27 protein-coding genes are annotated in these 23992 nt (G+C 67.1%); 8 read left to right on the top strand and 19 right to left on the bottom strand.

Annotated elements, in window-relative coordinates:
* The first annotated feature begins 166 nt into the window (after window positions 1-166).
* A complete protein-coding gene (locus EV140_RS05290; protein ID WP_130281746.1) occupies window positions 167-694 on the top strand; it encodes a YbhB/YbcL family Raf kinase inhibitor-like protein in 528 nt (175 codons plus the stop codon).
* A gap of 55 nt (window positions 695-749) precedes the next feature.
* A complete protein-coding gene (locus tag EV140_RS13590) occupies window positions 750-1148 on the top strand; it encodes an ATP-binding cassette domain-containing protein (RefSeq protein ID WP_130281744.1) in 399 nt (132 codons plus the stop codon).
* A gap of 73 nt (window positions 1149-1221) precedes the next feature.
* Here EV140_RS13590 and EV140_RS05280 read toward each other — a convergent pair whose 3' ends face one another.
* The 5 genes from EV140_RS05280 to rpsO form a co-directional block, all read right to left on the bottom strand.
* Entirely contained in the window at window positions 1222-3489 is a 2268-nt protein-coding gene (locus tag EV140_RS05280) for a polyribonucleotide nucleotidyltransferase (protein ID WP_130281742.1), read from the bottom strand.
* A 278-nt stretch (window positions 3490-3767) separates the two neighbouring features.
* Window positions 3768-4292, bottom strand: a complete 525-nt coding sequence (locus tag EV140_RS05275; RefSeq protein WP_130281740.1) for a hypothetical protein — start codon at window positions 4290-4292, stop codon at window positions 3768-3770.
* Window positions 4289-4990 carry a hypothetical protein gene (locus tag EV140_RS05270; RefSeq protein ID WP_130281738.1) on the bottom strand — a complete coding sequence of 234 codons (702 nt, stop codon included), beginning with the start codon at window positions 4988-4990 and terminating at the stop codon, window positions 4289-4291. The genes EV140_RS05275 and EV140_RS05270 overlap by 4 nt, the downstream gene beginning before the upstream one ends.
* Before the next feature lie 53 nt (window positions 4991-5043).
* Window positions 5044-5661, bottom strand: a complete 618-nt coding sequence (locus tag EV140_RS05265; RefSeq protein WP_130281736.1) for a Pr6Pr family membrane protein — start codon at window positions 5659-5661, stop codon at window positions 5044-5046.
* A gap of 96 nt (window positions 5662-5757) precedes the next feature.
* Window positions 5758-6027, bottom strand: a complete 270-nt coding sequence (gene rpsO / locus EV140_RS05260) for a 30S ribosomal protein S15 (RefSeq protein ID WP_096421095.1) — start codon at window positions 6025-6027, stop codon at window positions 5758-5760.
* A gap of 154 nt (window positions 6028-6181) precedes the next feature.
* Here rpsO and EV140_RS05255 point away from each other — a divergent pair, with 154 nt between their 5' ends.
* On the top strand, window positions 6182-7366 hold the full coding sequence (locus EV140_RS05255) for a MarP family serine protease (protein WP_130281734.1): 1185 nt from the start codon (window positions 6182-6184) through the stop codon (window positions 7364-7366).
* A 73-nt stretch (window positions 7367-7439) separates the two neighbouring features.
* Here the strand turns inward: EV140_RS05255 and EV140_RS05250 are convergent, their stop codons facing one another.
* The 7 genes from EV140_RS05250 to EV140_RS05220 form a co-directional block, all read right to left on the bottom strand.
* Window positions 7440-8099: an LbetaH domain-containing protein gene (locus EV140_RS05250; RefSeq protein WP_130281732.1), complete on the bottom strand. Its 660-nt coding sequence runs from the start codon at window positions 8097-8099 to the stop codon at window positions 7440-7442.
* A 30-nt stretch (window positions 8100-8129) separates the two neighbouring features.
* A complete protein-coding gene (locus tag EV140_RS05245) occupies window positions 8130-8927 on the bottom strand; it encodes an anti-sigma factor (RefSeq protein ID WP_130281730.1) in 798 nt (265 codons plus the stop codon).
* Window positions 8911-9534 (bottom strand): RNA polymerase sigma factor, encoded by a 624-nt coding sequence (locus EV140_RS05240; protein WP_130281728.1) that lies wholly within the window; start codon window positions 9532-9534, stop codon window positions 8911-8913. The genes EV140_RS05245 and EV140_RS05240 overlap by 17 nt, the downstream gene beginning before the upstream one ends.
* 17 nt (window positions 9535-9551) lie before the next feature.
* Window positions 9552-10196, bottom strand: coding sequence for a class F sortase (locus tag EV140_RS05235; protein ID WP_130281725.1), 645 nt, complete (start codon window positions 10194-10196; stop codon window positions 9552-9554).
* 37 nt (window positions 10197-10233) lie between these two features.
* On the bottom strand, window positions 10234-11052 hold the full coding sequence (locus tag EV140_RS05230; RefSeq protein ID WP_130281723.1) for a DUF4397 domain-containing protein: 819 nt from the start codon (window positions 11050-11052) through the stop codon (window positions 10234-10236).
* A gap of 150 nt (window positions 11053-11202) precedes the next feature.
* A complete protein-coding gene (locus EV140_RS05225; RefSeq protein ID WP_130281721.1) occupies window positions 11203-11649 on the bottom strand; it encodes a DUF4190 domain-containing protein in 447 nt (148 codons plus the stop codon).
* Between the two features lie 446 nt (window positions 11650-12095).
* Window positions 12096-13343, bottom strand: a complete 1248-nt coding sequence (locus tag EV140_RS05220; RefSeq protein ID WP_241971306.1) for a PrsW family intramembrane metalloprotease — start codon at window positions 13341-13343, stop codon at window positions 12096-12098.
* 119 nt (window positions 13344-13462) lie between these two features.
* Between EV140_RS05220 and EV140_RS13310 the strand changes: the two genes are divergently transcribed.
* Entirely contained in the window at window positions 13463-13624 is a 162-nt protein-coding gene (locus EV140_RS13310; RefSeq protein WP_173826864.1) for a hypothetical protein, read from the top strand.
* 21 nt (window positions 13625-13645) lie between these two features.
* Here the strand turns inward: EV140_RS13310 and EV140_RS05215 are convergent, their stop codons facing one another.
* The gene (locus EV140_RS05215; protein ID WP_130281953.1) at window positions 13646-15079 is read right to left on the bottom strand and encodes an aspartate ammonia-lyase; all 1434 of its coding nucleotides are present in this window, start codon (window positions 15077-15079) and stop codon (window positions 13646-13648) included.
* Between the two features lie 214 nt (window positions 15080-15293).
* Here EV140_RS05215 and EV140_RS05210 point away from each other — a divergent pair, with 214 nt between their 5' ends.
* On the top strand, window positions 15294-16010 hold the full coding sequence (locus EV140_RS05210; protein WP_241971305.1) for a DedA family protein: 717 nt from the start codon (window positions 15294-15296) through the stop codon (window positions 16008-16010).
* A 36-nt stretch (window positions 16011-16046) separates the two neighbouring features.
* On the opposite strand, the gene EV140_RS05205 is transcribed toward EV140_RS05210, so the two are convergent.
* The 5 genes from EV140_RS05205 to EV140_RS05185 form a co-directional block, all read right to left on the bottom strand.
* Window positions 16047-16973, bottom strand: coding sequence for an ABC transporter substrate-binding protein (locus EV140_RS05205; RefSeq protein WP_130281717.1), 927 nt, complete (start codon window positions 16971-16973; stop codon window positions 16047-16049).
* On the bottom strand, window positions 16973-17731 hold the full coding sequence (locus EV140_RS05200; protein WP_130281715.1) for an ABC transporter permease: 759 nt from the start codon (window positions 17729-17731) through the stop codon (window positions 16973-16975). Before EV140_RS05200 ends, EV140_RS05205 begins: the two co-directional genes overlap by 1 nt.
* On the bottom strand, window positions 17728-18432 hold the full coding sequence (locus EV140_RS05195; protein WP_130281713.1) for an ABC transporter permease: 705 nt from the start codon (window positions 18430-18432) through the stop codon (window positions 17728-17730). The genes EV140_RS05200 and EV140_RS05195 overlap by 4 nt, the downstream gene beginning before the upstream one ends.
* Entirely contained in the window at window positions 18429-19253 is an 825-nt protein-coding gene (locus EV140_RS05190; RefSeq protein WP_130281711.1) for an ABC transporter ATP-binding protein, read from the bottom strand. Before EV140_RS05190 ends, EV140_RS05195 begins: the two co-directional genes overlap by 4 nt.
* Window positions 19254-19463: 210 nt before the next feature.
* Window positions 19464-20105 carry a TetR/AcrR family transcriptional regulator gene (locus tag EV140_RS05185; RefSeq protein ID WP_130281709.1) on the bottom strand — a complete coding sequence of 214 codons (642 nt, stop codon included), beginning with the start codon at window positions 20103-20105 and terminating at the stop codon, window positions 19464-19466.
* Window positions 20106-20405: 300 nt separating this feature from the next.
* Here EV140_RS05185 and EV140_RS05180 point away from each other — a divergent pair, with 300 nt between their 5' ends.
* The 3 genes from EV140_RS05180 to EV140_RS05170 are packed head-to-tail and all read left to right on the top strand — an operon-like array spanning window position 20406 to window position 23579.
* Window positions 20406-21332 (top strand): App1 family protein, encoded by a 927-nt coding sequence (locus EV140_RS05180; protein ID WP_338418538.1) that lies wholly within the window; start codon window positions 20406-20408, stop codon window positions 21330-21332.
* Window positions 21333-21384: 52 nt separating this feature from the next.
* Window positions 21385-22920 carry a sensor histidine kinase gene (locus EV140_RS05175; RefSeq protein WP_130281705.1) on the top strand — a complete coding sequence of 512 codons (1536 nt, stop codon included), beginning with the start codon at window positions 21385-21387 and terminating at the stop codon, window positions 22918-22920.
* The gene (locus EV140_RS05170; RefSeq protein ID WP_130281703.1) at window positions 22917-23579 is read left to right on the top strand and encodes a response regulator transcription factor; all 663 of its coding nucleotides are present in this window, start codon (window positions 22917-22919) and stop codon (window positions 23577-23579) included. The genes EV140_RS05175 and EV140_RS05170 overlap by 4 nt, the downstream gene beginning before the upstream one ends.
* Before the next feature lie 6 nt (window positions 23580-23585).
* Here the strand turns inward: EV140_RS05170 and EV140_RS05165 are convergent, their stop codons facing one another.
* Entirely contained in the window at window positions 23586-23978 is a 393-nt protein-coding gene (locus EV140_RS05165; protein ID WP_130281701.1) for a hypothetical protein, read from the bottom strand.
* Window positions 23979-23992: the final 14 nt, after the last annotated feature.

Raw genomic sequence — 23992 nt, 5'->3', positions numbered from 1 at the left:
GTGTGATCCTCGTCGCAGTCGGACGATCGGGAGCCGGCCGGGCGAAGTTCTTTCACGGTGCGCCCGATCTCTGGAAGAAAGCTTTAGCGTGCACGTGTGTTTTCTTCCTGCTGACTGAAAGAACGTCCGCGTCCCCGAGACGGGGGCCGTCGAAAGGATCCCGTTCATGAATGACCCCTCCTGGAAGCTGCCCGAGGTGCCGCACTTCTCGCTGACGAGCCCCGATCTCGAGGAGGGAGCAGGACTTTCCCCGTGGGCACGGTCTGGCACCGCAGGCGCGGGTGGCGACGACCGATCGCCGGCGATCGAGTGGTCGGGAGCACCGGAGGGCACACAGAGCTTCGCGCTCACGATGTACGACCCGGATGCGCCGACCGGAAGCGGGTGGTGGCACTGGGCCGTACACGGCATCCCCGCAACGACGACATCTCTGCCGAGCAACGCGGGCGACCCCGAGGCAGGGCTACTGCCGCACGGCGCCGTCATGCTGCCGAACGAGATCCGGCTGCCGCGGTACCTGGGCGCCGCTCCTCCGGCTGGTCACGGCGACCACCGCTACATCTTCACCCTGTCGACGCTCGATACCCCCGCACTCGACGTTGACCCCGAGTCGACGCCGGCGTATCTGGGCTTCGTGCTGCGCGACCACATCATTGCCCGGGCCGTCTCGACAGGCGTGTCTCATACCGACTGACGCAGGACACCAGTGGCATGTCGACCGCCTCGAGGAGCGCCCATAGCTGAAGGGCATGCGGCCTATCGCCCGCCCCGCGATCGAGTTCCGCAAGAGCTACGGTCGCCGCGCTGCCCTCGACGGCGTCGACCCGGCCATCGAGCCTGGCCGCATCGTCGGTCTGATCGGCCCCAACGGTGCCGGCAAGACAACCACCACGCGCATTCTGCTCGACATCATCCGGCCCACCTCTGGCGAAGTTCGCCTGCTCGGCGAGAACTGCCGGGCGGCGGGCCCCGCGCGACGGCACCGGGTACACCCAGGGCGCCGCCTACGGCCTGCTCCGCTTCGTGCTCGTGACGATCGCCGCAACCGGCTGGGTGCCGCGGCGATCCCGGTGAAGCTCATTGCCGTGGTCGGGATGCTCGCGGGCGCGGTCATCGCGTTCCGTCGCCGCGACGTCGGCGTCTCGTAACCAGCCCCCATACGACGGATGCCCGCCCTGCGAGAAGCAGGACGGGCATCCGTCGTCATGAGGCGTCGTGGCGTTAGCCGTCTTCGCCGTCGGCGGGAGCCTCCGGAGCGGTCTCCTCGGCGATGACCGGCGCGAGCGACAGTTTGCCGCGGTCGTCCGTCTTCGTGATCTCGACAAGGATCTTCTGACCCACCGAGAGCACGTCTTCGACGTTCTCCACACGCTTGCCGCTGGCGAGCTTGCGCACCTCGCTGATGTGCAGCAGGCCGTCCTTGCCCGGCATGAGCGAGACGAACGCCCCGAAGGCGGCGATCTTCACAACCGTGCCCAGGTACTGCTCGCCCACCTCGGGGTTGATCGGGTTGGCGATCGCGTTGACCTGCAGGCGTGCAGCCTCGGCCGACGGGCCGTCGACCGCGCCGATGTACACGGTGCCGTCCTCCTCGATCGAGATCTGCGCACCGGTCTCGTCCTGGATCGCGTTGATCGTCTTGCCCTTCGGGCCGATCAGCTCGCCGATCTTGTCGACAGGGATCTGCACGCTGATAACGCGCGGCGCGGTCGGCGCCATCTCGTCGGGAGCGTCGATCGCCTGAGTCATGACGTCGAGGATCGCCAGACGAGCCTCGCGAGCCTGCGTCAGCGCGCCCTCGAGAACCGACGACGGGATGCCGTCGAGCTTCGTGTCGAGCTGGATGGCGGTAACAAACTCGCGGGTGCCCGCGACCTTGAAGTCCATGTCGCCGAGCGCGTCTTCGGCGCCGAGGATGTCGGTGAGGGCGGCGTACTTCGTCTCACCGTTGATCTCGTCGCTGATGAGGCCCATCGCGATGCCGGCGACCGGGGCCTTCAGCGGCACACCGGCGTTCAGCAGTGACAGGGTCGACGCGCAGACGGACCCCATCGAGGTCGAGCCGTTCGAGCTGAGCGCCTCGGACACCTGACGGATCGCGTACGGGAACTCCTCGCGGCTCGGCAGCACGGGCACGAGCGCGCGCTCGGCCAAGAAGCCGTGCCCGATCTCGCGACGCTTGGGGCTGCCCACACGACCCGTTTCACCTGTCGAGTAGGGCGGGAAGTTGTAGTGGTGCAGGTAGCGCTTCGACGTCACAGGGTTCAGCGAGTCGATCTGCTGCTCCATCTTCAGCATGTTGAGCGTCGTGACGCCGAGGATCTGCGTCTCGCCACGCTGGAAGATGGCCGAGCCGTGCACGCGCGGGATGACCTGGACCTCGGCATCGAGCGCACGAATGTCGGCGAGCCCGCGACCGTCGATGCGCACGCCCTCCGTGAGCACGCGGTTGCGCATGATCTTCTTCGAAACACCCTTGTACGCAGCACCGAACTGCGACAGCGCCACCTCGTGCAGCTCGCCCGCGGCGACCTTCTGCTCGATTTCTCCCTTGACGCGGGCCTTCAGCTCGTCGTCGGCGTTCTGACGCTCGACCTTGTCGGCGATCTGGTACACGGCAGCGAGCTCGGTGTGCGCGATCGCGTCGACCGCGGCGTACAACTCGTCGCTGTAGCTGAGGAAGACGGGGTAGTCGCGCACCTCCTTGGCGCTCTGCGCGGCCAGCTCTGCCTGGGCCTTAACCAGCTGGGCGAGGAACGGCTTCGCGGCCTCGAGACCCTCCGCCACGACGGCCTCGCTCGGCTTGATCGCGCCGGCCTGGATGTGACCCCAGCTGGACTCGGTGGCCTCGGCCTCGACCATCATGATCGCGACATCTTCGGTGCCGTCGGCCTTCGTCACAACGCGACCGGCGACGGTCAGGTCGAACACGGCGTCAGCGAGCTGCGAGTGCTTCGGGAACGCGACCCACTGGCCGGTGCCGTCCTGACGCGGCATGAGCGCCATGCGCACGCCCGCGATCGGCCCGCTGAAGGGCAGACCAGAGATCTGCGTCGAGGCGCTCGCGGCGTTGATGGCGAGGGCGTCGTAGAACTCGTCGGGAGCGATCGACATCACCGTGATGACGATCTGCACCTCGTTGCGCAGGCCCTCGACGAAGGAGGGGCGCAGCGGGCGGTCGATGAGGCGGCAGACGAGGATCGCCTCGGTCGAGGGGCGACCCTCGCGGCGGAAGAACGAGCCGGGGATCTTGCCCGCGGCGTAGGCGCGCTCTTCGACGTCAACCGTCAGCGGGAAGAAGTCGAAGCCTTCACGGGGGTGCTTGCCGGCGCTCGTCGCGCTCAGCAGCATCGTCTCCTCGTCGAGGTAGGCGGCAACGGCGCCCTGCGCCTGCTGCGCGAGACGACCGGTTTCAAAACGGACAGTGCGGGTGCCGAACGAACCGTTGTCAATAACGGTTTCGGCGGCTTTGATTTCGGGACCTTCCACGAGGTCTTACTCCTTTGCGTTTCTCGCACCGGGCATCCGACGACCGCGTCACAGACGCGAGGGGATGCGCGGCGCACCGCACGAGGCAAGCAGGCAGGAAGGGACGATCGGCGGGATACGCCGCCGGTGTCTGCTCTGGCCAACAGTAGACATCCACCGTTCACCATGAACGGGAGAACTCCACCGGTGACCAGCTTCGAGCCGGCCTGCTGCGCACGGTATTCACTTGTCGACGCAATCGCGCCGATAGCCAGGCTATCAGGGGCGTGCCTGGCCGCCTAGTATCGCGGCCCGGCCGGCCGGTCGCGCGTCACGGGCGGCGGATCCGGCGGGGCGGGCGGCGCGCCGTCACGGTCGACCACCGCGAGAGCTACGCGACCGGCAAACAGTTCGACGCGCACAGGATCAAGGCGGGGGTGCACGCGCACGATGGGCCCGCCGTGATCGGTCATCCAGATGACGGGGCGCCGGCTTTCCGGGTCGAGCCAGCGACCGAACGCGAGGTGCTCGTGAAAAGGCACGACGGAAACCCCAAACGGGTCACGCACGACGACGGCGGTGCCGTCCGAACGCAAACTCGTGCGCAGACGCACGGTCACAATCGCCAGCGCGGCGACCATGAGGAGGAACGCGGCGATCACGAGGACGCGGGTCACGATCGCGATGGTTCCGTCCACCACCCCCGCGATGACGAGAGCCGAGCCCGTGAGAACCACGACCAGTGACCACGCGAGACGGTCGGCCCAGGGGCGCACGCCGGCGCGCACGACCGTCACGGCTCGGCACGGCTCGTCGTCGTTCACGGCGCCGCCGCCCGACTGCCCTCTGGACTCTCGATCGCGGCGACGAGCACGTCGAGGGGCGCGGGGCACCGCACGGCCGCACGAAGGCGGTCGGCAGGATCGATGATCACGGCGTAGGCGTCGAACGCGTCGACGGTCCGCCACCCGTCACCGAACTCGGTTCGCGATGGCAGCGGCGGGACGGGATGCCCGTCGGCGAGCAGGCACGGCAGTTGCGTGTGGCGGGTGTAGGCGAAAGCCCACGGAGCTTCGACCTGGCGAACACCCTCGTCGATGCGGGTGCGCACGGGGAACCGGGCGTAGCAGCGGTACGTGGCGACGTCGATTTCGAAGTTCTCGCGGGGGCCCGAGACCTGCACGCCGCTGAAGTCGAGCCGCTCGCCACCGTCGGCCGTGCCGACGCCCGGAAAGCCGAACGTCGAAATACAGCGGGCGACTGCCGGGCCCCACTCGCTCGCCGTGACGAGGCGCACGATCGACTCCTCGGGCAGGATCACCGGCCCCCATGTGTTGCGCAAGAAGCCCGCGACCCGGGTGAGGGTCTCATCGTGCAGCTCAAGCACCGCGCGATCGCGCTCCTGAAGCAACACGTCGAGCCCCGCCACGGGCCGCTCACCGGCGGGCGCGCATGCCACCACACCGGCCACCACACCGGCCACGACACCGGCAGCGGCTGCGGCAGCGAGACGGCGACGCATGGGCACAGCGTGGCACTGCGGGCCGCATGCGGGCTGGGAGCCGCTGGGGGCAGTCAGCGGGGGGCGAGCATCCGATCGCGAATGGCGCCGATGACGGCCACGAACGCGCCGACCGCGAGAAAGGCGACCAACACGATCGCGAGGCTGCCGACAAGACCCGCGTAGCCGCCCTGAGCACCCGGGTCGACGAAATCGTAGGGATACCGGCCGACGATGGCGCCCCGGGCGAGGGTTGCCGCCAGAAAGACCACCGGGAACGCGAGACCGATGAGCGGGGTGAGCAGCGTCACGCGCGTGCGCGACCGCACCGTCACCCACTCGACGAGGGCGAGCACGGGAAAGACGACGTGTAGGAGGGTGTTGACCAGCTCGCCGCTCGGGCCGGCCGCGCCGCCGAGCAGGGTCGCGTGCAATACGGCGGCGACGAGCAAGCCCGTGAGCGCCATCGCGCGCAGGTACACCGCTCCCCGGAGTTCGCGAGCCATCGACGCACCGAGCAGCATCAGGATGCTCGTGGCCACGACGCTCAGGATGGTGAACTGCCCGAGATAGTCCCCCACATCGAGGCCCCCCGTCGCGCGAATCGTCAACACGACGTCGCAGGCGATGATGGCGAGCCCGCCGGTGCCGAGCGCGCCGCGCGCGGCGCGGGTGAGCGAAGCACGAGTCACACGCTCATCGTGGCAGACAACGCCCAAAAACCACGAAGGCCGCCACCCGACCATTCGGGGGCGGCCTTCGCAGAAGAAGTTCGCGGTGTCGATCGACTAGCGGCGCAGCCCCAGCCGCTCGATCAGCGAGCGGTAGCGCTCGATGTCGATGTCGGCCAGGTAGCCCAGCAGACGGCGACGCTGGCCCACGAGCAGAAGCAGTCCACGACGCGAGTGGTGGTCGTGCTTGTGCTGCTTGAGATGCTCGGTCAGCTCCTTGATGCGGTGCGTCAAGATCGCGACCTGGACCTCAGGGGATCCGGTGTCGCCGGGGTGGGTTGCGTACTCATCGATGATCGCCTTCTTGGCGGTGGTGTCCAGGGCCATAGACGGGACCCCCTTCTCTGCTCGTTGCGCGGCGCACACAACCGGATGCTGTGGCTCTCTTTGTCCGCGGCCGTTCTGACGGCAACCGCACAAGAATACCAGCAGCGTGCGCCGAGCGACGACCTGACAGAATCGGCGCCGGGAAGGAGACCCGGTGCCACTTGTCATCGTTTTGGACGTGCTGCTCGTCATCGCCATCATCGGCGGTCTCATCCGGGGCGCTCGTGCGGGATTCTTCTACACGCTGGGTGCCGTCATCGGAGCCGTCGCCGGGGCGATCGCCGCGGTGTTCCTCGTGCCGCTTGTGAGCGGATGGATACCGGACCCCACGTGGCGGCCCCTCGCCACCCTCGGCGCGCTGCTGCTGTTGATTACGGCGGGCCTGAGCATCGGCGAAGTCATTGGCCACGCGCTCCGCCGCGGCGTCGCGAAAGGGCTCAGGCCGCTCGACCGTCTGGCCGGCTTTGCCGCCGGCGGCGTCGTCGCCGTGCTGGTGATTTCGCTCGCGGGGTCCACGGTGACGGCCCTCGGCATCCCCGTGGTCTCGTCGACGACGGCGAACTCGACGGTGCTGCGCACGATCGACCGCTTCACCCCCGACTCCGTCGCCCGGGCCATCGCGGCGCTCCGCGGCGCGGTTGTCGACGAGGGCATCCCCCGCATCGCCGAAGCGCTGGGCGGCACCGTCGCCGGTTCCGCGGAGCCGCCCATTATCGACGCTGGCAGCCCCGAGCTGACGCGCGCTGCCCAGTCAGTTGCCCGGGTCACCGGGTCGGCCTACGCGTGTGGACAGGTGCAGTCCGGCACGGCGTTCGTCATCGCCGACGATCGCCTGCTCACGAACGCGCACGTCGTCGCCGGAGTCGATACCCCCCTCGTCGAGTTGCCAGGCATCGGCACGCGTGAGGGCCGAATCGTCTACTTCGACGGGCAGCAAGACATCGCGGTCATCGCCGTCGACGGCCTCCCGGCGCAGGCGCTACCGATGGCTCCGAGCCTCGAGCAGGGTGATGTGGGGGCTGTGCAGGGGTACCCGTTCGGCGGCCGGTTCCGCTCCGGCGGTGCTGAGGTGCTCGCCGTCGGCAGTATCGACGCCGAGTCGATCGACGGCTCGTCGCGCGCGCCGCGCGACACCTACACGTTGGCCGCAACCGTGAACCCCGGCAACTCCGGCGGGCCGGTGCTCAGCCTCGAGGGCGCCGTGGTGGGCATGGTGTTCGCCAAGGCGCAACTGCGCGACGACATCGGCTACGCCCACACGATGGCGGAGCTCACCCCCGTGATCGCCCGGGCCCCCGAGCTCTCCGCCCCCGTCGACAGCGGCGCCTGCCAGCGCTGAGCGGCCCCGCCATCATGCTGACGCCCGACGAATGCTGGGAGCAGCTCAGGCTTGAACCGTTGATTTTCGCGGTTCAGGCGTTGATGCAGTACGGACAGGCCGCGCCCACCGCCCACGGCTCTTGCGGCGCCATCCTCTGGCCGGGGTTTCCGGCGACGACGGCAAAATCGGGCACAGCCTCGGTCACCACTGAGCCCGGGGCAACGTAGGCGCCCTCTCCCACTCGCAGTCCGTCCATGACGATGGCCCCGGCGCCGATCGCGGCGCGGGGCGCGATCAACGAGCGGGCCCCGACCACGGCGCCCGGCCCGATGGATGCACCCATCCCGATCGCGGCGGATTCACCGATCGCAGCGAGCCGATTGACGTTGGCGGCGCAGTCGATGCGGGTGTTCGCGCCGACAACCGCTCCGGCATTGACGAAGGCCATGTGGCCCACCACCGCCGTGGACGGCATCGTGGCCGTCGGGTCGGCGATCCACACCGGGTTCGAGAATCCGAGCGAGTAAGCCGCATGGAGCGCCCGGAAACGGTGCTGAGTGGAGGCGACACCCACGATCGATCCAAGGTCGAGGTCTGACGGGACGGGGTCGTAGTGCAGGCCGGGGAGGGTTACGTCGGCGCTGCCGACGTTATCGATCGTCGTGACGCCCAGGCCGAGTCGGCGGGCACTCTCGACGATCTCCCACGCGTACGGGCTCGCCACACCTACGATGGCAACGGTTTCCGGCATGCGGCCAGCCTAGAACCGCGCGACCGCGCGTCAGGACTCGAGCGTGCCGCGCACGATCGAGTCGCCCGAGTGCGACGGGTCGCCGTCGAGCGGCTCAGCGCTGATGTCGACCACCGAGTAGCGGTCGAGATCGACCTCGGCGGGAATGACGAACTCGCCGCGCGCGTCACCGAGCAGGCCGAGGCTGATGAGACCGTCGACCTCGGGCGTGAGAAGCCAGACTTCCTGCACCGCCCCGCTCACGGGTGGGGCGTCGAGGGCTATGCGAACCACTCGCTCACCGTTCGTATGCTCGATGATCTCCGCGGACCCGGCCGCGCCCTGCCAGGCGGGGAGGGCATCCAAGCTGGCTGAGGCCACGATCGTTCCGGTGTCACGCGGCGTCAGCGCCTGCCAGCCGAGGGTGACACCGGCGATCAGCGCCGCCGCAGCAGCCGCGGCAGTGAGCGGCACCACGATGTGACGGAGCCCGCGGCGTTCGCGGGCGTCACGGAGCGAGGCGACCGGCGCGGGCGCCACCGTGGCGTCGCTGGCCACGGAAGGCGCCTCGATCGGCGGCTTCGCGTCAGCCGCTGGCGTTCCCAGGGGGTCGCTGCGCAGCGCGTCGCCAAACCCGACCTGGCGGTGGACGTTCTGCCAGACGTGCGCAGGGGGCCGGTGCAGTTCGGACTCGCCGAGCGTCGACCGCGCAACAGAGACGGTGGCAGCCATGCGGGCGAGCTCATGCTGGCAGCGTCCGCATGCCCGCAGGTGGGCATCGGCGTCGGCCTCGAGCGCTTCGCCGAGTGCTCCGAGGGCGAGCGCGCCGGTGTCACAGTGCTGCTCCATGACTCACCTCCAATCGGCTGCGTAGCCGGGTCAGGCTTCTCTTGATATGGGATTTGACGGTGCCGATCGGCATGTTGAGCCGCTCGGCGATCTGCGTGTGGGTCAGGTCGTCGAAGAAGGCAAGCCTCACGACGGCCTGAGGTTCGGGCTCAAGTTTCGCCAACTCGTCGGCGATCAGCAGTCGCTCGGCGAGGCCCGCCTCCGCGGCCGGGTACGGATCATCGAGGGAGACGGCACTCACCTGATCGGCGATCGCCCGCTCTCGCGCCCGGGCAGCATGGGTGTCGGCGATCGTGTTGCGGGTGATGCCAACGAGCCACGCGGGCACTGCGGCCCGCTCGGGGTCGTACTTCTCGCGCCCCTGCCATGCACTGACGAACACCTTCTGGGTGACGTCTTCCGCATCGGATGCGTCGCCGAGCGACCGCAGCGCCAGCGAGTAGACCAGGGATGACCACGCGCGGTACGCATCGGCGAGCGCTCGCTCATCGCCTGCGCTGAGGCGCCGGCCGATATCGGTTGCGTCGTCGATTGCGGTCGTCACGAGCGGGCGGGTCTCCTTCGGTGCCGGATGCACGGGACGGTATGCCCCGCCGGTCGCGGTCATGCTAGCGGGTGAACCCGTCACGACACCTTTTCCGCAGTGACTATGTAGTTGTCTGAGTATGACTGGGCGTTGACGTCGAAACTTCCCCCGCAGGTGATCAGCACGAGGTGGGGCTGCCCCGACCTCGTGAACACCCTGTCAACCGGCACTTCAGCTTTTGGGATCCTCTCAACGCTGATAACGCGGTACACGTGCGATTCTCCGGCCGCGTCACGCACGGTAACTTCGGCCCCGATCTCCGCATCTCTGAGAGCAGCAAAAGGCCCGACGCCTTGAATCGGCATGTCGACGTGAGCGGAAATGACGGTAGCACCACGGTCGCTCGCGGGCGCGGAACCCTCGCGATACCAGCCCGCGGTGTAGATGCTCTCGGGGATGATCAGCAGGTTGTCCGAGTCAACCCCCACGTCGATGACCTCCATGTCGATCCCCTGGGAGGGGAAGACCACCCGCGTCGGTGCCAGAGCGAGCACACTGTCGACGTCTCGAGCGATGGGAATATCGATCGGCGAAATGCCCAGACTCTGACGATCGGCACCCACCTCTGCCTGCTCGACGTGCGACTCGGCGTCCTCGATCACGGCCGCGGCCGTCTCGTTGGCATCGGCTGACGCACACGCGCCAAGCAGCAAGAGACTGGTGGCCGCCAAAGCGGTGGCCACCAGTCTCTTGCTCAAGGGATTACCTGCTGATGTTTTCTTACTTGCTCGCAACGACTGCGCGACGGGCGATGATACCCGCGCCAGCCAGAAGAGCGATGAGAAGGGCCGCTGCGCCACCAATAAGCCCAGAGTTGGCGCCCTCGGCGACCAATCCAGCGCCACCGGCAGGCGAGCCCGCCGGCTCACCAATGGTCTGAATGTAGAAAGTGGCCGTCGACGGGTCAGCGGAGAGGTCGCCCACCGCGTACACGATCGTGTTCACGCCGTTGCGAATCTCCACGTCCGCCGGACCAATCGCAGGCTCGTCCGAGCCCGCAGCGGCAACGAACGCCGAGTAAGTTCCCACAGGCACGTCGACATCGCCGTCGCCACCGTTCTCCACACCCCGGAAGTCAGTCAAGGCGTCATCCAGGAAAACGTCAACGGCAGGAGCAGCAGCCGTGTGACGGACGCTCAAGCGGCCCTCGCCTTCCGCGATCTCTGACGTGTCGTTCACGAACGGAGTCAGAACGGGCGTTCCGTCCGCGTCCAAGTGGGCCACAATCGAAATGCTCAGGCCGGCGGCAGGCACCGTCTCGACCTCGTCGATCGCCGCTGCGCTCAGGTCGGTCTCGCCTGCAGCGACGACCTGGATCTGGTAGTCGCCGGCGGGCAACTCAACCGGACCCGCCACGTCGCGGGGCTCGAAGTTCTGAAGCAGACGCTCACCGTCAACATAAACATCGACCGTCAGGCCAGGGATACCGTGGACGACGTAGATGTCTGATGTGTCGTGGTTGTCGGCGACGGCGGGTGCCGCGAGGCCGACCGTGGCGAGAGCGGCAACGCCCACGCCCGCGAGAATACGATTACGCATAGCTCCTCCTACTGTGGTTCCCCGTGGGGACGATTCCCCAGACTTCGGGGGTCAGGCGGAATTGCCTTCACTAGTCACTTCCGCGCAAACCCGGCCCTTGGATGCGGGTTTAGCTGGCAGGTAGCCGGTATAAAGCTGACTGCTACCCGGTCACGCGAAAAAGGGGGCGATTGCGGTGATGCTGACAACGAGCCCCGCAAGCCAGAGCACCAGGTTGATCGAACCCAGCGTGATACCAGCAACGGCCAGGCCCCGCCCCCTCGTATAACCGTTTGCTGTCTCGCGGATGCCCCGGCTACCGGTGATTCCGCAGACCGTGAGTAACGCGGCGTTGACGACGAAAACGAGCGTGAGCATCCCGAGCACCATCGCGAGCGATCCGGCGCCAGCCGCGAGCTGCGCGCCGGCCTGCGAGGCCACCAGATTGCCGATCACCGACGTTGCAAAGGGCGCAAGGCCCGTGACGAAGGCCGAGGTTGCTGCAGCACTGCGTTCGGGAGGGAGCCGGTGGGAGGTGCGCTGACGGGGTGCACGCTCGTCGACCACGACGACGGGGGGTACCGGCTCGGCGACGTCCTCACGCTCGAGCTGTTGCACAACGACCGTGTCCGGCGCCGCGTCTCGCGCGAGACCCCGCGCGGACGACGCCGGCGGTGACGCAACGGTGGGTGGGACCGCTGCCGACGGCGGGGGCGCACTGGGCGGCGCTGAGAAGGGCGCACCGCACTGCGTGCAGAAGCGAACGCCGTGACGGAGGACAGCACGACACGTCGTGCAGTTTTTCATGCGCCACTCCCCCTCTCGAAGCGTTCACCGACCGTAGCGTCGTCGCCTGACCACGGACAATTCCCACGCTAGCGACGCGGCCGCTGTGCGCGCGTGCCCCCGTCATGGGGTCAACCATGCGTGCGAATGCCCCTTGACGGGGCCACAAACTCGGCGCACTATGGAAGAAGTTCAACTCGCCGCCCAGGAGCGCCGGAGGCATCGCCCCGCCACTGGGCGGCGAGTCTGTAAACCAACGCCATCGAGAGGCGCTGCCCCTACTGCGTGCGCACTCCGGGCGCGGCGAGCGCGTGCCGGGCCCTCGACACGCGCCGGAGAAGTTCTGCTTCGTCGAGTTGCGCGCCGATCTGATCGCGGCCGCCGACGATCCGCTGGCGCGCATATGCGAGAAGTGTCGCGTCACGGATGAAGGCTCGCATCGTCGACCCATGGCCCACACCGCGGGCCCACCGCTCGGCCGTGCGACGGCCGCTCGTGCTCGTGAGCATCGCGACTTCCTGCGGGTGAAACCAGCCCACGGCCGCATACTCGGTGAGCCGCTCGGCAATGATCCGCCCCTCCTGCCTACGGAGCAACGACACGATTGCTACCGCGATCACAAACATCGGCACCTGAACGAGCAGGTAGTAGCCGAAGAAGTCGCCGACGAAGAACAGCGCACCGTTCCAGAAAGCGTGCAGAGCGATCGCGGGCACGAGACCGACCACGAATGCGAACACGGGGAAGCGCGCGCCCCGCCGCGCGGCGAACCCGAGTGCGAGACCGATCGCTGCGGTGAACATCACGTGGGCGAACGGTGACATGAGTCCGCGGACGAAGAATGTTTGCCCCAGCGCGCCGCCATCGACGAAGGCGACCCCGAAATAAAGGATGTTCTCGGTAAACGCGAACCCGCCGGCGACGACGGCTGCGTACACGATTCCGTCAACGGGTCCGTCAAAGCGGCGGCGCACCGCGAGGAAAAGGATGAAGACGCCGAGCCCCTTCGCCACCTCTTCGACGATCGGTGCCTGCACGGCGGCACCCAAGAACTCCGCGCTCGCCCCGGGGCCACCGGCAGCGGTGACGATCGACTGAATCTCGGCATCGACTGCCAGCGCAATGAAAACGCTGGCCCCCGCACCCCACAGAAAGGCGAATGTCAGGGCGAGTCGCGGCTCGGGTTCCCACCGATCAATCCAGCGCACGCCCCAGACCACGATCCCCAGCGGCACGAGCGCCAGAAGCGCCGCCACGATCACACTCGTCGCGCCGAGTCCGCTGACGAGGTACACCGCCACGAATGACGAGACGAGCCCGAGCAGTGTGAACCCGAACACAGCGAGCAGAACCCGGCCCGCGCCCGGCTCTCGACCCCTCGTGACCGGAGCGAAACGGGAACTGGGCCCGGGGCCGACCGAGGTAGCCGTCTCGGCTCGAATGTCGGTGGGCGCGTCGCTCAGTGGCGACACCACCCGATGCACGCCGGTGGCCGTGTAGTCGGGTGTCCGCGAGTAATCCGTCACGATGCTGAGGCTAGCGGGCGGCGCCGACGAAAACGTACGCTCACGGGCCTGGCCGAACCGCGCGCATCCGACGAGAATGGATGCGCGACCGACCGCGCGACCAACGGAGGGAACCGATCATGGACCGCGAGTACGAGCCGAACCTGGAAGACGAGCGCGTTGTTGACGTCGATGACGCGGCCGAGACCGAGCTGCCGCCGCCCACTCTGGACCCCGAGGAGCGCGTCGAACCGGAACCCGACCCCGACATCGCCCTCGATGACGAGCGCCCGGCCGGGTAGGCCGGACGCTCGTCGAAACCGTCAGTCTTCCGGCGGCACCATGGGCGGCAGCGTGATCACGCCGGTCGCCGGCACGACTCCGGACAGTCGACCCGGCGAGAGCACCTTCTGCACCAGTTCGGCCTCCATCAGACCGCGCTCGATGACGAGCTCACGCACCGAGCCCCCGCCCGCCAGCGCCTCGTAGGCAAGGGCGGCCGCCGTCTTGTAGCCGATGTACGGGGTGAGCGCGGTGACCACTCCAACGCTGGACTCGACCATGCGCTCAAGGCGTTCGGTGTTGGCGGTGATGCCGTCGACACAGTTCAGGCGCAGCGTTCGGCAGGCGTTTGTCATCCACGCCAGCGACTGCATGATGCTGGAGGTGATGACGGGCTCGAATGCGTTGAGCTGCAGCTGACCCGCCTCAGCGGCGGCCGTCACCGTCGCGTCGGCTCCGATGATCGAGAACGCCACCTGATTGACGACCTCGGGAATGACCGGGTTGACCTTGCCGGGCATGATCGACGAGCCCGCCTGACGGGGCGGAAGATTGATCTCACCGAGACCCGCCTGCGGGCCGGACGAGAGCAGACGCAGATCGTTGCAGATCTTCGACAGCTTGACGGCAGCCCGCTTGAGAGTGCCGGACAGCGTCATGAAAATGCCCGTATCGCTCGTCGCCTCAATGAGGTCGGGTGCCGTCTCCATCTCGTAGCCGGCGATCTCGCTGAGATACCGGCGCACGAGCTCGGCATACCGCGGGTCCGCCGTGATTCCCGTACCGATCGCGGTCGCGCCGAGGTTGATCTCGTTGAGCCACGGGATGACCTCACTCAAGCGGTCGACGTCTTCTTGCAGGGTCGTCGCGAAGCCGCGAAACTCCTGCCCAAGCGTCATGGGCACAGCGTCTTGCAGCTGCGTGCGCCCGACCTTCAGAATCTCGGAGAACTCGCGCCCCTTCGCCCGGAACGACTCGATCAGCAGCCGGTGTTCGTCGAGCAGTCGAGCGAGGCTGAAGACCATGGCGAGCTTGATCGCGGTCGGGTACACGTCGTTCGTCGACTGGCTGCGGTTCACATCGTCGAGCGGGCTCAGGTGTTCGTACTGCCCCTTGTCATAGCCGAGAAGCTCAAGGGCGCGGTTCGCGATGATCTCGTTCGCGCACATGTTCGTGCTTGTGCCCGCGCCGCCCTGCAGCACCCCGAGCACGAATTGCTCGTGCAGGGAACCGTCGATGATCTCTTGGCAGGCGCGATCGATGACGTCCGCTTTGTCGGCGCTCAGCGTTCCGATGTCGCGGTTCGCGCGTGCTGCCGCCTGCTTGACCATCGCGAGAGCGATGACGAGATTTGGGTGGTTCGAGAGTGCGCGCCGCGTGATCGGGAAGTTCTCGAGAGCGCGGGCGGTGTGGATGCCCCAATACGCGTCAGCCGGAACCGGCATCTCCCCGAGAGAGTCACTCTCGGTGCGCATGCGGCGCGGGGCGTCGGGATCTTCATTAATCCCAGGGCGGTAGATCGGAACCCCGTCGTCGCTCGTGGTGAAGCTCGGGGCGGGGCCAGTTGTGCGCACCATGACGTGTGCGTGCCTTCCTGTTGGGGTCCGACATCTGTGGCGGTGGCACGCCCACTCTAGCGCTCTGACGAAACCCAGCAGAGACGGAGAACACGTCGCTAGGCTCGGCACTGTGAACGAGGTGCTCGACGGCTTTCTCGACTGGGTCGCTTCCGTCGACCCCGTGCTGAGAACCACACTCGCCGGCATTCTGATCATGCTCGAGACGACGGTCCTGTTGGGCCTGATCGTACCGGGCGACACGGTCGTCCTCGTGGCGAGCGCTGGTGTCGAAGCGCCGGTCGAGTACTTCTCTCTCGTCGCCGTAATCATCACGGGCAGCTTGACCGGCGCGTCGCTCGGCTTCCTCATCGGGCGCCACTTCGGTCCCTGGCTCCGTCGCTCACGTCTGGGGCGACGCATTGGCGAGAAGAATTGGGAGCGCGCCGAAGACTTTCTCGATCACCGCGGCGGCATCGCAGTCTTTGTTTCACGGTTCCTGCCCGTTCTGCACTCGCTGACGCCCCTCGTGGTCGGCATGAGCCACCTGCGCTACCGCACATTCATGCTGTGGCTCACCCCCGCGTGCATCATCTGGGCGTTCGCGTATGTGTCGGTCGGGTCAGCCGCAGCCGAGGGGTACCGTGCTGCGGCCGGCACCCTCGACGGCGCGGCGTACTACTTCGTCGGCGCAATTCTCGGATTCTGGCTTTTGGTCTATGCGGTCAAGAGAATCCTTGACCGGTACGTCAGTCGCATCACGGCCCGTCGCCGCGAGCTCCGTGCGATGGAAGCGAGCGAGGCGCGGGGGGCCGATGGCGACAACGCGAAAATGGGGCGAGGCGACTAGCGCCCCGCCCCGATCATCCGGGATGCCCGTCTCCGGCTAGATCAGACCGTTCTCGGTCAGCCACTGAGTCGCGATAACAGCAGGCGACAGCTCGTCGGTGGTCGACTGGACATTCATCGCGACGAGTCCCTCCGGCGTCAGCGCCGCGCTCACGGCGTTGATCACGTCAATCGCGTCCTGCGGAAGGTCGGCGCTCGCGAGCGGCACGACGTTTGAGGCGAGGAAGAGCCCCTCAGGGTCTTCCAGGGTCACGAGGTTGTTCTCACCAATGCGGGGGTCGGCGCTAAACACGTTGGCGACGTTCACGACGCCCTGCAGCAGTGCGTCGACGGTCGCGTCGCCGGTTGCATCGAACGACACCTCGACGCCGTAGACATCGGCTAGACCCGTGGGGCCGTACGGACGCTCTTCAAGCTCGGGGTTGCCGCCGAGGATCAGGCCTTCGACACCCGCCAGGTCGGCGATCGTCACGAGGTTGTTCTCGGCCGCGAACTCGGCGGTCACGTTGTAGCTGTCCTGGTCGGTGGCGCTCGACTGGTCAAGCACCTGTAGCCCGTCAGGGAGCGACACCTGCAGCTCTGCGTACACCTCGTCGGCTTGCGTTGCCTCTGTATCGGGCACGTAGTACTGCAGGAGGTTCCCGGTGTACTCGGGGAAGAGGTCAATCTGGCCCGACTCGAGCGCCGGAATGTAGGCGTCGCGCTGGCCGATGTTGAACTGGCGGTTCACCTCGAAACCGGCGGCCTCGAGGGCCTGTGCATAGATCTCGGCGATGATCTCATTCGAATAGTAGCCCTGCGAACCGATGGTGATCGACTCGCTCGTGCCCGGCTCGGCGGGCTCGGTGGTCGGGTCTGTCGTGTCGTCGAGCGGGTCGCCCGTTGCACACCCTGCGAGGGCCAATGACACCCCAGCCGCGGCCGCGACGAGCGCGAACCGGCCCTTGTTCCTTGCTGTGAACATCACACACTCATTTCTTTCTCGGTGGAGGCGGGGGTTGCCCCGCCCGCCGCGCGTCGCCGGGTCGACGACGTGCGGTGGTCTCGGTTTCGGCCGGCGCGGACGCCGGCGGGAGTTGCGTACCGCTCCAGCAGTGCAAAGATTGCGTCAAGCAGCAGCGCGAGGACGATGATGAGGACCGACGCACCCAGCATTTGATCGAATCGGTTGATCTGGATGCCCTGCACGATCGGATAGCCGAGGGTCGCGTTCCGCACAAAGCCCACGAGCACGACGGTCGCCACGACCTGCAGCACCGCGTTGCGCAGCCCGCCCCACAAGAGGGGAAGGCCGAGCGGAATTTCGACGCGTGCGACGATCTGACGCTCCGTCATCCCCATCGAGCGAGCAGCGTCGATCACGCGGCGGTCAATCGCCTCGAACCCCGCATACGCCCCGGCCAAGATGGGCGGGATCGCAAGCAACGCGAGCACGATCATGACGGAACTGTCTCGGTTGGCGACGCCGCCGATCATCACGAACAGGAAGAGCAACCCGAATGAGGGCAGTGCCCGCGCGGCACCGGTGGCGGCGACGGCGATGTCGCGACCGCGCCCCGTGTGCCCGATGTACCAGCCCAGAGGAATCGCTATCGCACTGGCAAGAATCATGGCGAGAACGGTGTACCAGAGGTGCTCACCGATGAACTGGGGAATCGAATTGCGCCCCTCCCAGTTGCCGGGGTTCAGAATCCATGCGAAGGCGTCGGCGAAGAGGTTCACGGGACCGCCTCCCGTACCCTCCGGGCGGTCATGAATGCGCGTGTCACTCCAGACCGTTCTGAGCTTCTCGACGCTCGAGTCCAGGGCATGAGAGCCCTGCCGATGACCACGAGCACCCGGTCGAGGACGAGTGCGATAACGACGGTCACCACCACCCCGGTGAGTACCGACACGATGATTCCGCGCTGGTAGCCGTTCGTGAACAGGTAGCCCAATGTGTCGATGCCGATTGCGGCGCCGATGGTGAGCAGGCTCACGGTGCTCACCGCCACCACGCGAAGCCCCGCGAGCACCACCGGCCCGGCAAGAGGAAAGTCCACCGCCCAGAAGCGCCGGAATGATGAATAGCCGATGGCGGTTGCCGCTTGCTTGACGTCCGGGTCGACGCTGCCCAGGGCATCCGCGACCGATCGAGACATGATCGCGACGGCGTAGATGGTGAGCGCGATCACGACGTTCGCTTCGCTGAGGAAGGGCGTACCGATGATGGCGGGCAACAGCACGAAGAGCGCGAGCGATGGGATCGTGTAGAGCAGACCGACGAGGGTCAGGATGAGTCCGCGGGTCAGGCGATAGCGGTAGGCGACCCACCCGAGCGGGATAGACAGCACGAAGCCCAGCACGATGGGGATCGCGCTGAGCCGCAGATGCTCACCGGTCAGTCGACCGATGAGCTCGAGGTTGTCGAGCAGCCAGGTCACGCCGCGCCCGGCTCCGTGAGGCGCCCCGCGAGATTTCCGTCACCGTCGACGACGACGCGCTCGCCGTCGACATCCCGGATGCTGAGGGCGCGCTTGCCGCGATCGGCTCCGATGAACGAGGCAACAAAGTCGCTCGCCGGGTTGGCGAGAATCTCTTCGGGCGTGCCCTTCTGGGCGATTCGCGCGCCCTTTTCGAGGATGACGACCTGGTCGCCGAGCAAGAACGCTTCGTCGATGTCGTGGGTAACGAACACCACCGTCTTGCCGAGCTCCCTCTGCAGACGGAGCAGTTCTTGCTGGAGCTCAGCGCGCACGATGGGGTCGACCGCCCCAAAGGGCTCGTCCATGAGCAGAATGTTGGGATCGATCGCAAGGCCGCGCGCGACACCGACGCGCTGCTGCTGGCCACCCGACAGCTGGGCCGGGTACCGCTCGGCCATCGCCCGATCGAGACCGACCGTGTCCATCAGTTCCAGAGCCCGTGCGCGAGCATCCTTCGTCGGAACCCCCGTCAGCCGCGGGACGGTGGTGATGTTGTCGATGACCGTGCGGTGCGGGAGGAGGCCGGAATTCTGCATCACATAGCCGATACGGCGCCGCAGTCGCACGGGCTCAATACTCGCCACGTTCTCATCGTCGATGAGCAGTTCCCCTCCGGTCGCGTCGACCATGCGGTTGATCATCCGCAACAGGGTTGTTTTGCCGCAGCCGGATGACCCGACAAACACGGTGGTCTTGTGAGACGGGATCACCAGACTGAAGTCGTCGACCGCGCGGGTTCCGTCAGGGAACAACTTTTCGATGGATCGGAACTCGATCATGCGTTGTGTCTCCTCGGGCGGGGCGGTCGTGCGCGCACCGAGCGCACGCCCAGCACGCTCCCAGTCAAGCAGGTAGGCGGCGGCGGCACTCGGTGATTTCCCCCAATTCGAAGGCCCTTGCCAGACGATTGTCGACACCGTGCCAGGCCGGGAAACGACGACGGGCCCCGGGCGGTCAACGCCCAGGACCCGTCGGTCGTCGGATGTGCGCTACAGCTTGCCGTCGATGACCGCGTCGAGCACGCGGCTGGCCTCGGCAAGGAGCGCCTTGTCGCCATCGCGGTTGCGCGCGAAGGCTCGGGCCACGAAGGCGTCGATCAGCTCGTACGCCGTGGCAACCGCGCCGCGCAACTCTGCCGAGTCGCGAACGCCGAAACGAGCGATGAAGGCATCGGTGATCATGGTGGCCACTGCCCCGTTGGCGGTTTCCGCCGATACCGGCGGCCGAAGGTCGAGCACGTCGCCGACACGGATCGACGGGTAGCCGGGCTCGTGGCGGAACATGTCGGCCACCGCGGTCAACACGCCGTGCATGGCCGCAGCCGGCGTCGCGTGACGCTCGGGAGCAAGCTCCTCCGCCAGGCGCGATGCGAGCCGCTCGGAGTTGCGGGTGGCGAGCGCCTGCAAGACGGCGATGCGATCGGGGAAGTAGCGATACACGGTGCCGATAGAGGCCCCGGCGCGGTCAGCGACCATCGCGGTCGTGAGACGCTCGTAGCCGATCTCGTCGATGACCGCCGCGGCGGCATCGAGCAGAGCGGCGAGGCGGGCAGTACTGCGAGCCTGGACGGGTTCGTTGCGAATCAACGCCGATCCAGCCAAGAGGCTCGAGGAGAGTTCGAGGTTCGACACGTGAGCAGTCCTTTCGACGACCGTGCCTCATGGTAGCCCCTTTAGTGAGGCGAATACGAGAAAATTCTGGTGCGTGTCGGAAACCTTTTGTTTCCTCTCATGAGCTTACCCGTCCGGGTATACCAAAAGGCCAGGGCTTTCTCGTCTCGGCGGCACCTCTGCAAGACTGGCCCAGTGACGGCCGCGGAAACACCCGACACTCCACTACCCGACCGCCCCTGGGCGCGCCGGGCCGCGCGGCTCGAAGACTCCTTTCACAGCTGGCGAGAACGCCGAGCGCGCCGGCGCGGGCTCTCTCCCGTGATCATTCCCTATCGCGGGTATGGCACCGAGCGATGGGTTCGCGTGTTGTGTCGCGTACTGCTGACGAAACCGGAGCGCGATTCGCGATCAGCGCGAGCGCGCATCCGAGGGTGGCGCAGTTTCGTCAGCATCCCCGTCGCGCACGCTGTCGTCACGGTCACCGTGGGCGGCGTCCAGGTATCGGTGCGCGCCGACCGAGGAGGTGTCGTCGACGTCGATCTGCCCCTCGAGGTCGGATTCACCCCGGGCGAGCACACGATCACCCTGCAGGTCGAGGATGGAGAACCGGTCGACGCCCCGATCGACATCATCGACCCGGATGCACGCATCGGGCTCCTGTCGGATATCGACGACACCGTGATGGTCACCTCCCTCCCCCGACCCTTCCTCGCCGCCTGGAACACCTTCGTGCTCGACGAGCGGGCGCGACGGCCCGTGCCGGGCATGGCGGTGCTCTACGAACGCATCGTCGCCGCACACGCCGGCCTGCCTGTCGTCTACCTCTCGACCGGAGCGTGGAACGTCGCACCCACTTTGGAGCGGTTCATGGGGCGACACCTCTACCCCACCGGCACGCTGCTCTTGACCGACTGGGGGCCCACCGCCGACAGGCTGTTCCGCAGCGGTCGCGATCACAAGCGCACGAGCCTTGAGCGGCTCGCCGATGGGTTTCCCGACATCCGCTGGATCCTGGTCGGAGACGACGGCCAGCACGACGAAGAGCTCTACCAAGCGTTCGTCGACTCCCACCCACACAATGTCGAGGCGGTCGCGATTCGACAGTTGTCCACACCGGAGGCGGTCTTCGCGGGCGGCCGTCGCAACGCCGACGTGCCGCATCGCGGCGCACCCTGGGTGCAGGCCCCCAACGGTGCCGAGCTTGCCGACGCTCTCACGCAGATCGGTGTCCTGCCGGCGCGGTGAGAGTCCTCTCATCTGAGGCCGATTCGCACAGTACGGCATCGATAATGGCGGGATGGCCGTGCTGACACCACCACGCTGGTCGGTGCGCTCACGCATTCTCGGGGTGATCCTCGTGATCACCGCACTCGGAATGAGCGTGGCGGGCGCGAGTGCCTACCTATTGCAGCGTGAACGCGTGCTCGACGTGATCGACGAAGAACTCTTCACCTCGGTCGAGTCAGCGCGGGCCATCGCAACGGGGCTTCCGCGCGAAGCGGCCGAGAGCGACGATTCCGACGCACCGGTGTCGCCCGATCCGGTGTCGGCCCCGACAAGCGTCGAGGACGCGATGGTCCGCATCATGCAGGGGATCATTCCGGGTCGCAGCGAAAGCAGTGTGGCGATCATCGACGGGGACCCCGTGTACATCCCTCCTGTCGACGTCGACTTCCAGATGTTCGACGATGACGCCTTCATGGAGCGGGTCTGGTCGGAGGCGCGGGGTGGCGTCGTCAGCATTGGCACGGCGTTCACCGAGGACGGCGCCATTCGCTACATCGCCGCACCCGTCACCATCGCCGACGACGAGGCCATCGGGGTGTACGTCACCGGCTATCAAATCCAGGGTGAGCTCGATGACATCGACAGCGCCTTCACGACGTACGCAATCATTGCCGGCATCACGCTGATCGCTATCGGCGTCGCGGGGTGGTTCGTCGCCGGACGCCTGCTCCGGCCCATCCGTGACGTGACGGCAGCGGCGTCACGCATCACGGGCACAGACCTCAGCGAGCGCATCCCCGTGACAGGCCGCGACGACGTCTCTCGCCTCACCGAGACGATCAACGGGATGTTCGAACGACTCGACGAGTCCGCCACCGCCCAGCGACAGCTACTAGACGATGTGCGCCACGAACTGAAGACACCGATCACGATCGTGCGCGGCCATCTGGAACTCCTCGACTCGCGCTCCCCGGACGAGGTCGACGCGGCGCGCGCGCTCGCGATCGACGAGCTCGACCGTATGAGCGAGCTCGTCAGCGACATCGACGTACTCGCCCAGGCCTCGATGGCAACCATGCTCACCGAACCGACAGACGTCTCCGACCTGACCCAACAGGTATTCGCCAAGGCCCGCGCGATTGCCGGCCACGAGTGGCGACTCGACGGCGTCGCCAAAGCCGTTGCGCCGCTCGCACCGTCTCGGATCACCCAGGCGTGGCTCCAGCTGGCGGACAACGCCGCGAAATACTCGCCGGAAGGCACCGCCATTCGCATCGGCTCGAGCCTGTACGACAACGCCGTTGAGATGTGGGTCGCCGATGAGGGGCCGGGCATTCCGGAAGACGCCCAGAAGCGCATCTTCGAGCGGTTCGGCAGGGCCGACACCGGCCGGGGAATCGCGGGTTCGGGGCTGGGGCTGCCGATCGTGGCGGCGATAGCCCGCGGTCACGGCGGCTACGTCAACCTCGACACCTCCACGAGTGGCTCACGCTTCGGCATCGTCGTTCCTCTTCCGTCGTCCCCCGCTGCCCCGCCGCCCGCCGCGGGCTCCCTCGACGAGGACGGCGAGCATCCCGATGTGACGACCGAGAAGGGACACCCATGACGAGCATCCTGATCGTGGAAGATGAAGAGCGTATATCGACCTTCGTCGAAAAGGGACTCGCGGCCGCCGGCTACACGCCGACCGTCGTCACATCGGGTCTGGACGCGGTCGACTACCTGATGACGGGGTCGTTTGATCTGGTGTTGCTCGACGTGGGGCTACCAGGAATCGACGGGTTCGAGGTGTTGACGCGGGTGCGGGCCAGCGGATCGAGCGTGCCCATCATCATGCTGACGGCGCGGTCGAGTGTCGAAGACACCGTTGCGGGACTCGACGGCGGAGCCAACGACTACCTGCCGAAACCCTTCAAGTTCGACGAGTTGGTCGCTCGGGTTCGCCTGCGCCTGCGCGAATCGGGCCAGCAGGTCACAGTGGAGCAGGTCCTGCAGCACGGCGACCTCAGCCTCGATCTGCGCACCCGCCGCATCACGGTCGGCGAGGTGAGCATGGATCTCTCCGCGCGAGAATTCGGCCTCGCCGAGCAATTCCTTCGGCACCCCGAACAGGTGCTCTCGCGCGAGCAGTTGCTCAGTCGGGTGTGGGGCTTCGACTTCGACCCCGGGTCGAACGTGGTCGACGTGTACGTGCGGTACCTACGCGGCAAGATCGGAGCCGATCGCATCGAAACCGTCCGTGGAATGGGCTATCGCCTGGTTTAGCACCGATCAGTCCGGGCTGTCAGGACTGTCCGGACTGTCCAGGCTGTCGACACTGCCCGTGGGCGCGGGCGCGACCGGCTGCGGAGCCGGAGCGGGCGCCTGCTGCACGGTGGGTGCAGGAGCGGGAGCGGTGGAGGACGCCGGCGACGGGGTGAGCGGGCTTGGCGTGACGGCGGTCGGTGTCGGAGTCATCGTGGACTGCTGAACCCAAAAGCGCACGTCGCCTGTTCCGGTGAAAGCCTTGGCGTCAGAGGCGACCGTGGTGATCGGGGGGACGTCCGTCGCCGTCGAGGCGTCGTAGAGGGGCATGGCGTTCGCGACCGTGAGTGCGCCCGACGCGAGTGCGCCGAGGCCGAGGGCAGAGGCCGCCCCCGCCGCTATCCAACTCTTCTTGTCCATGCACTGATAGTCGC

Origin of the sequence: Microcella alkaliphila (assembly GCF_004216855.1) — a bacterium.
In the GTDB taxonomy this organism is placed as follows: domain Bacteria; phylum Actinomycetota; class Actinomycetes; order Actinomycetales; family Microbacteriaceae; genus Microcella; species Microcella alkaliphila.
Note: the sequence above shows the minus strand (reverse complement) of the source record. Positions and strands in the feature narration are given on the sequence as shown.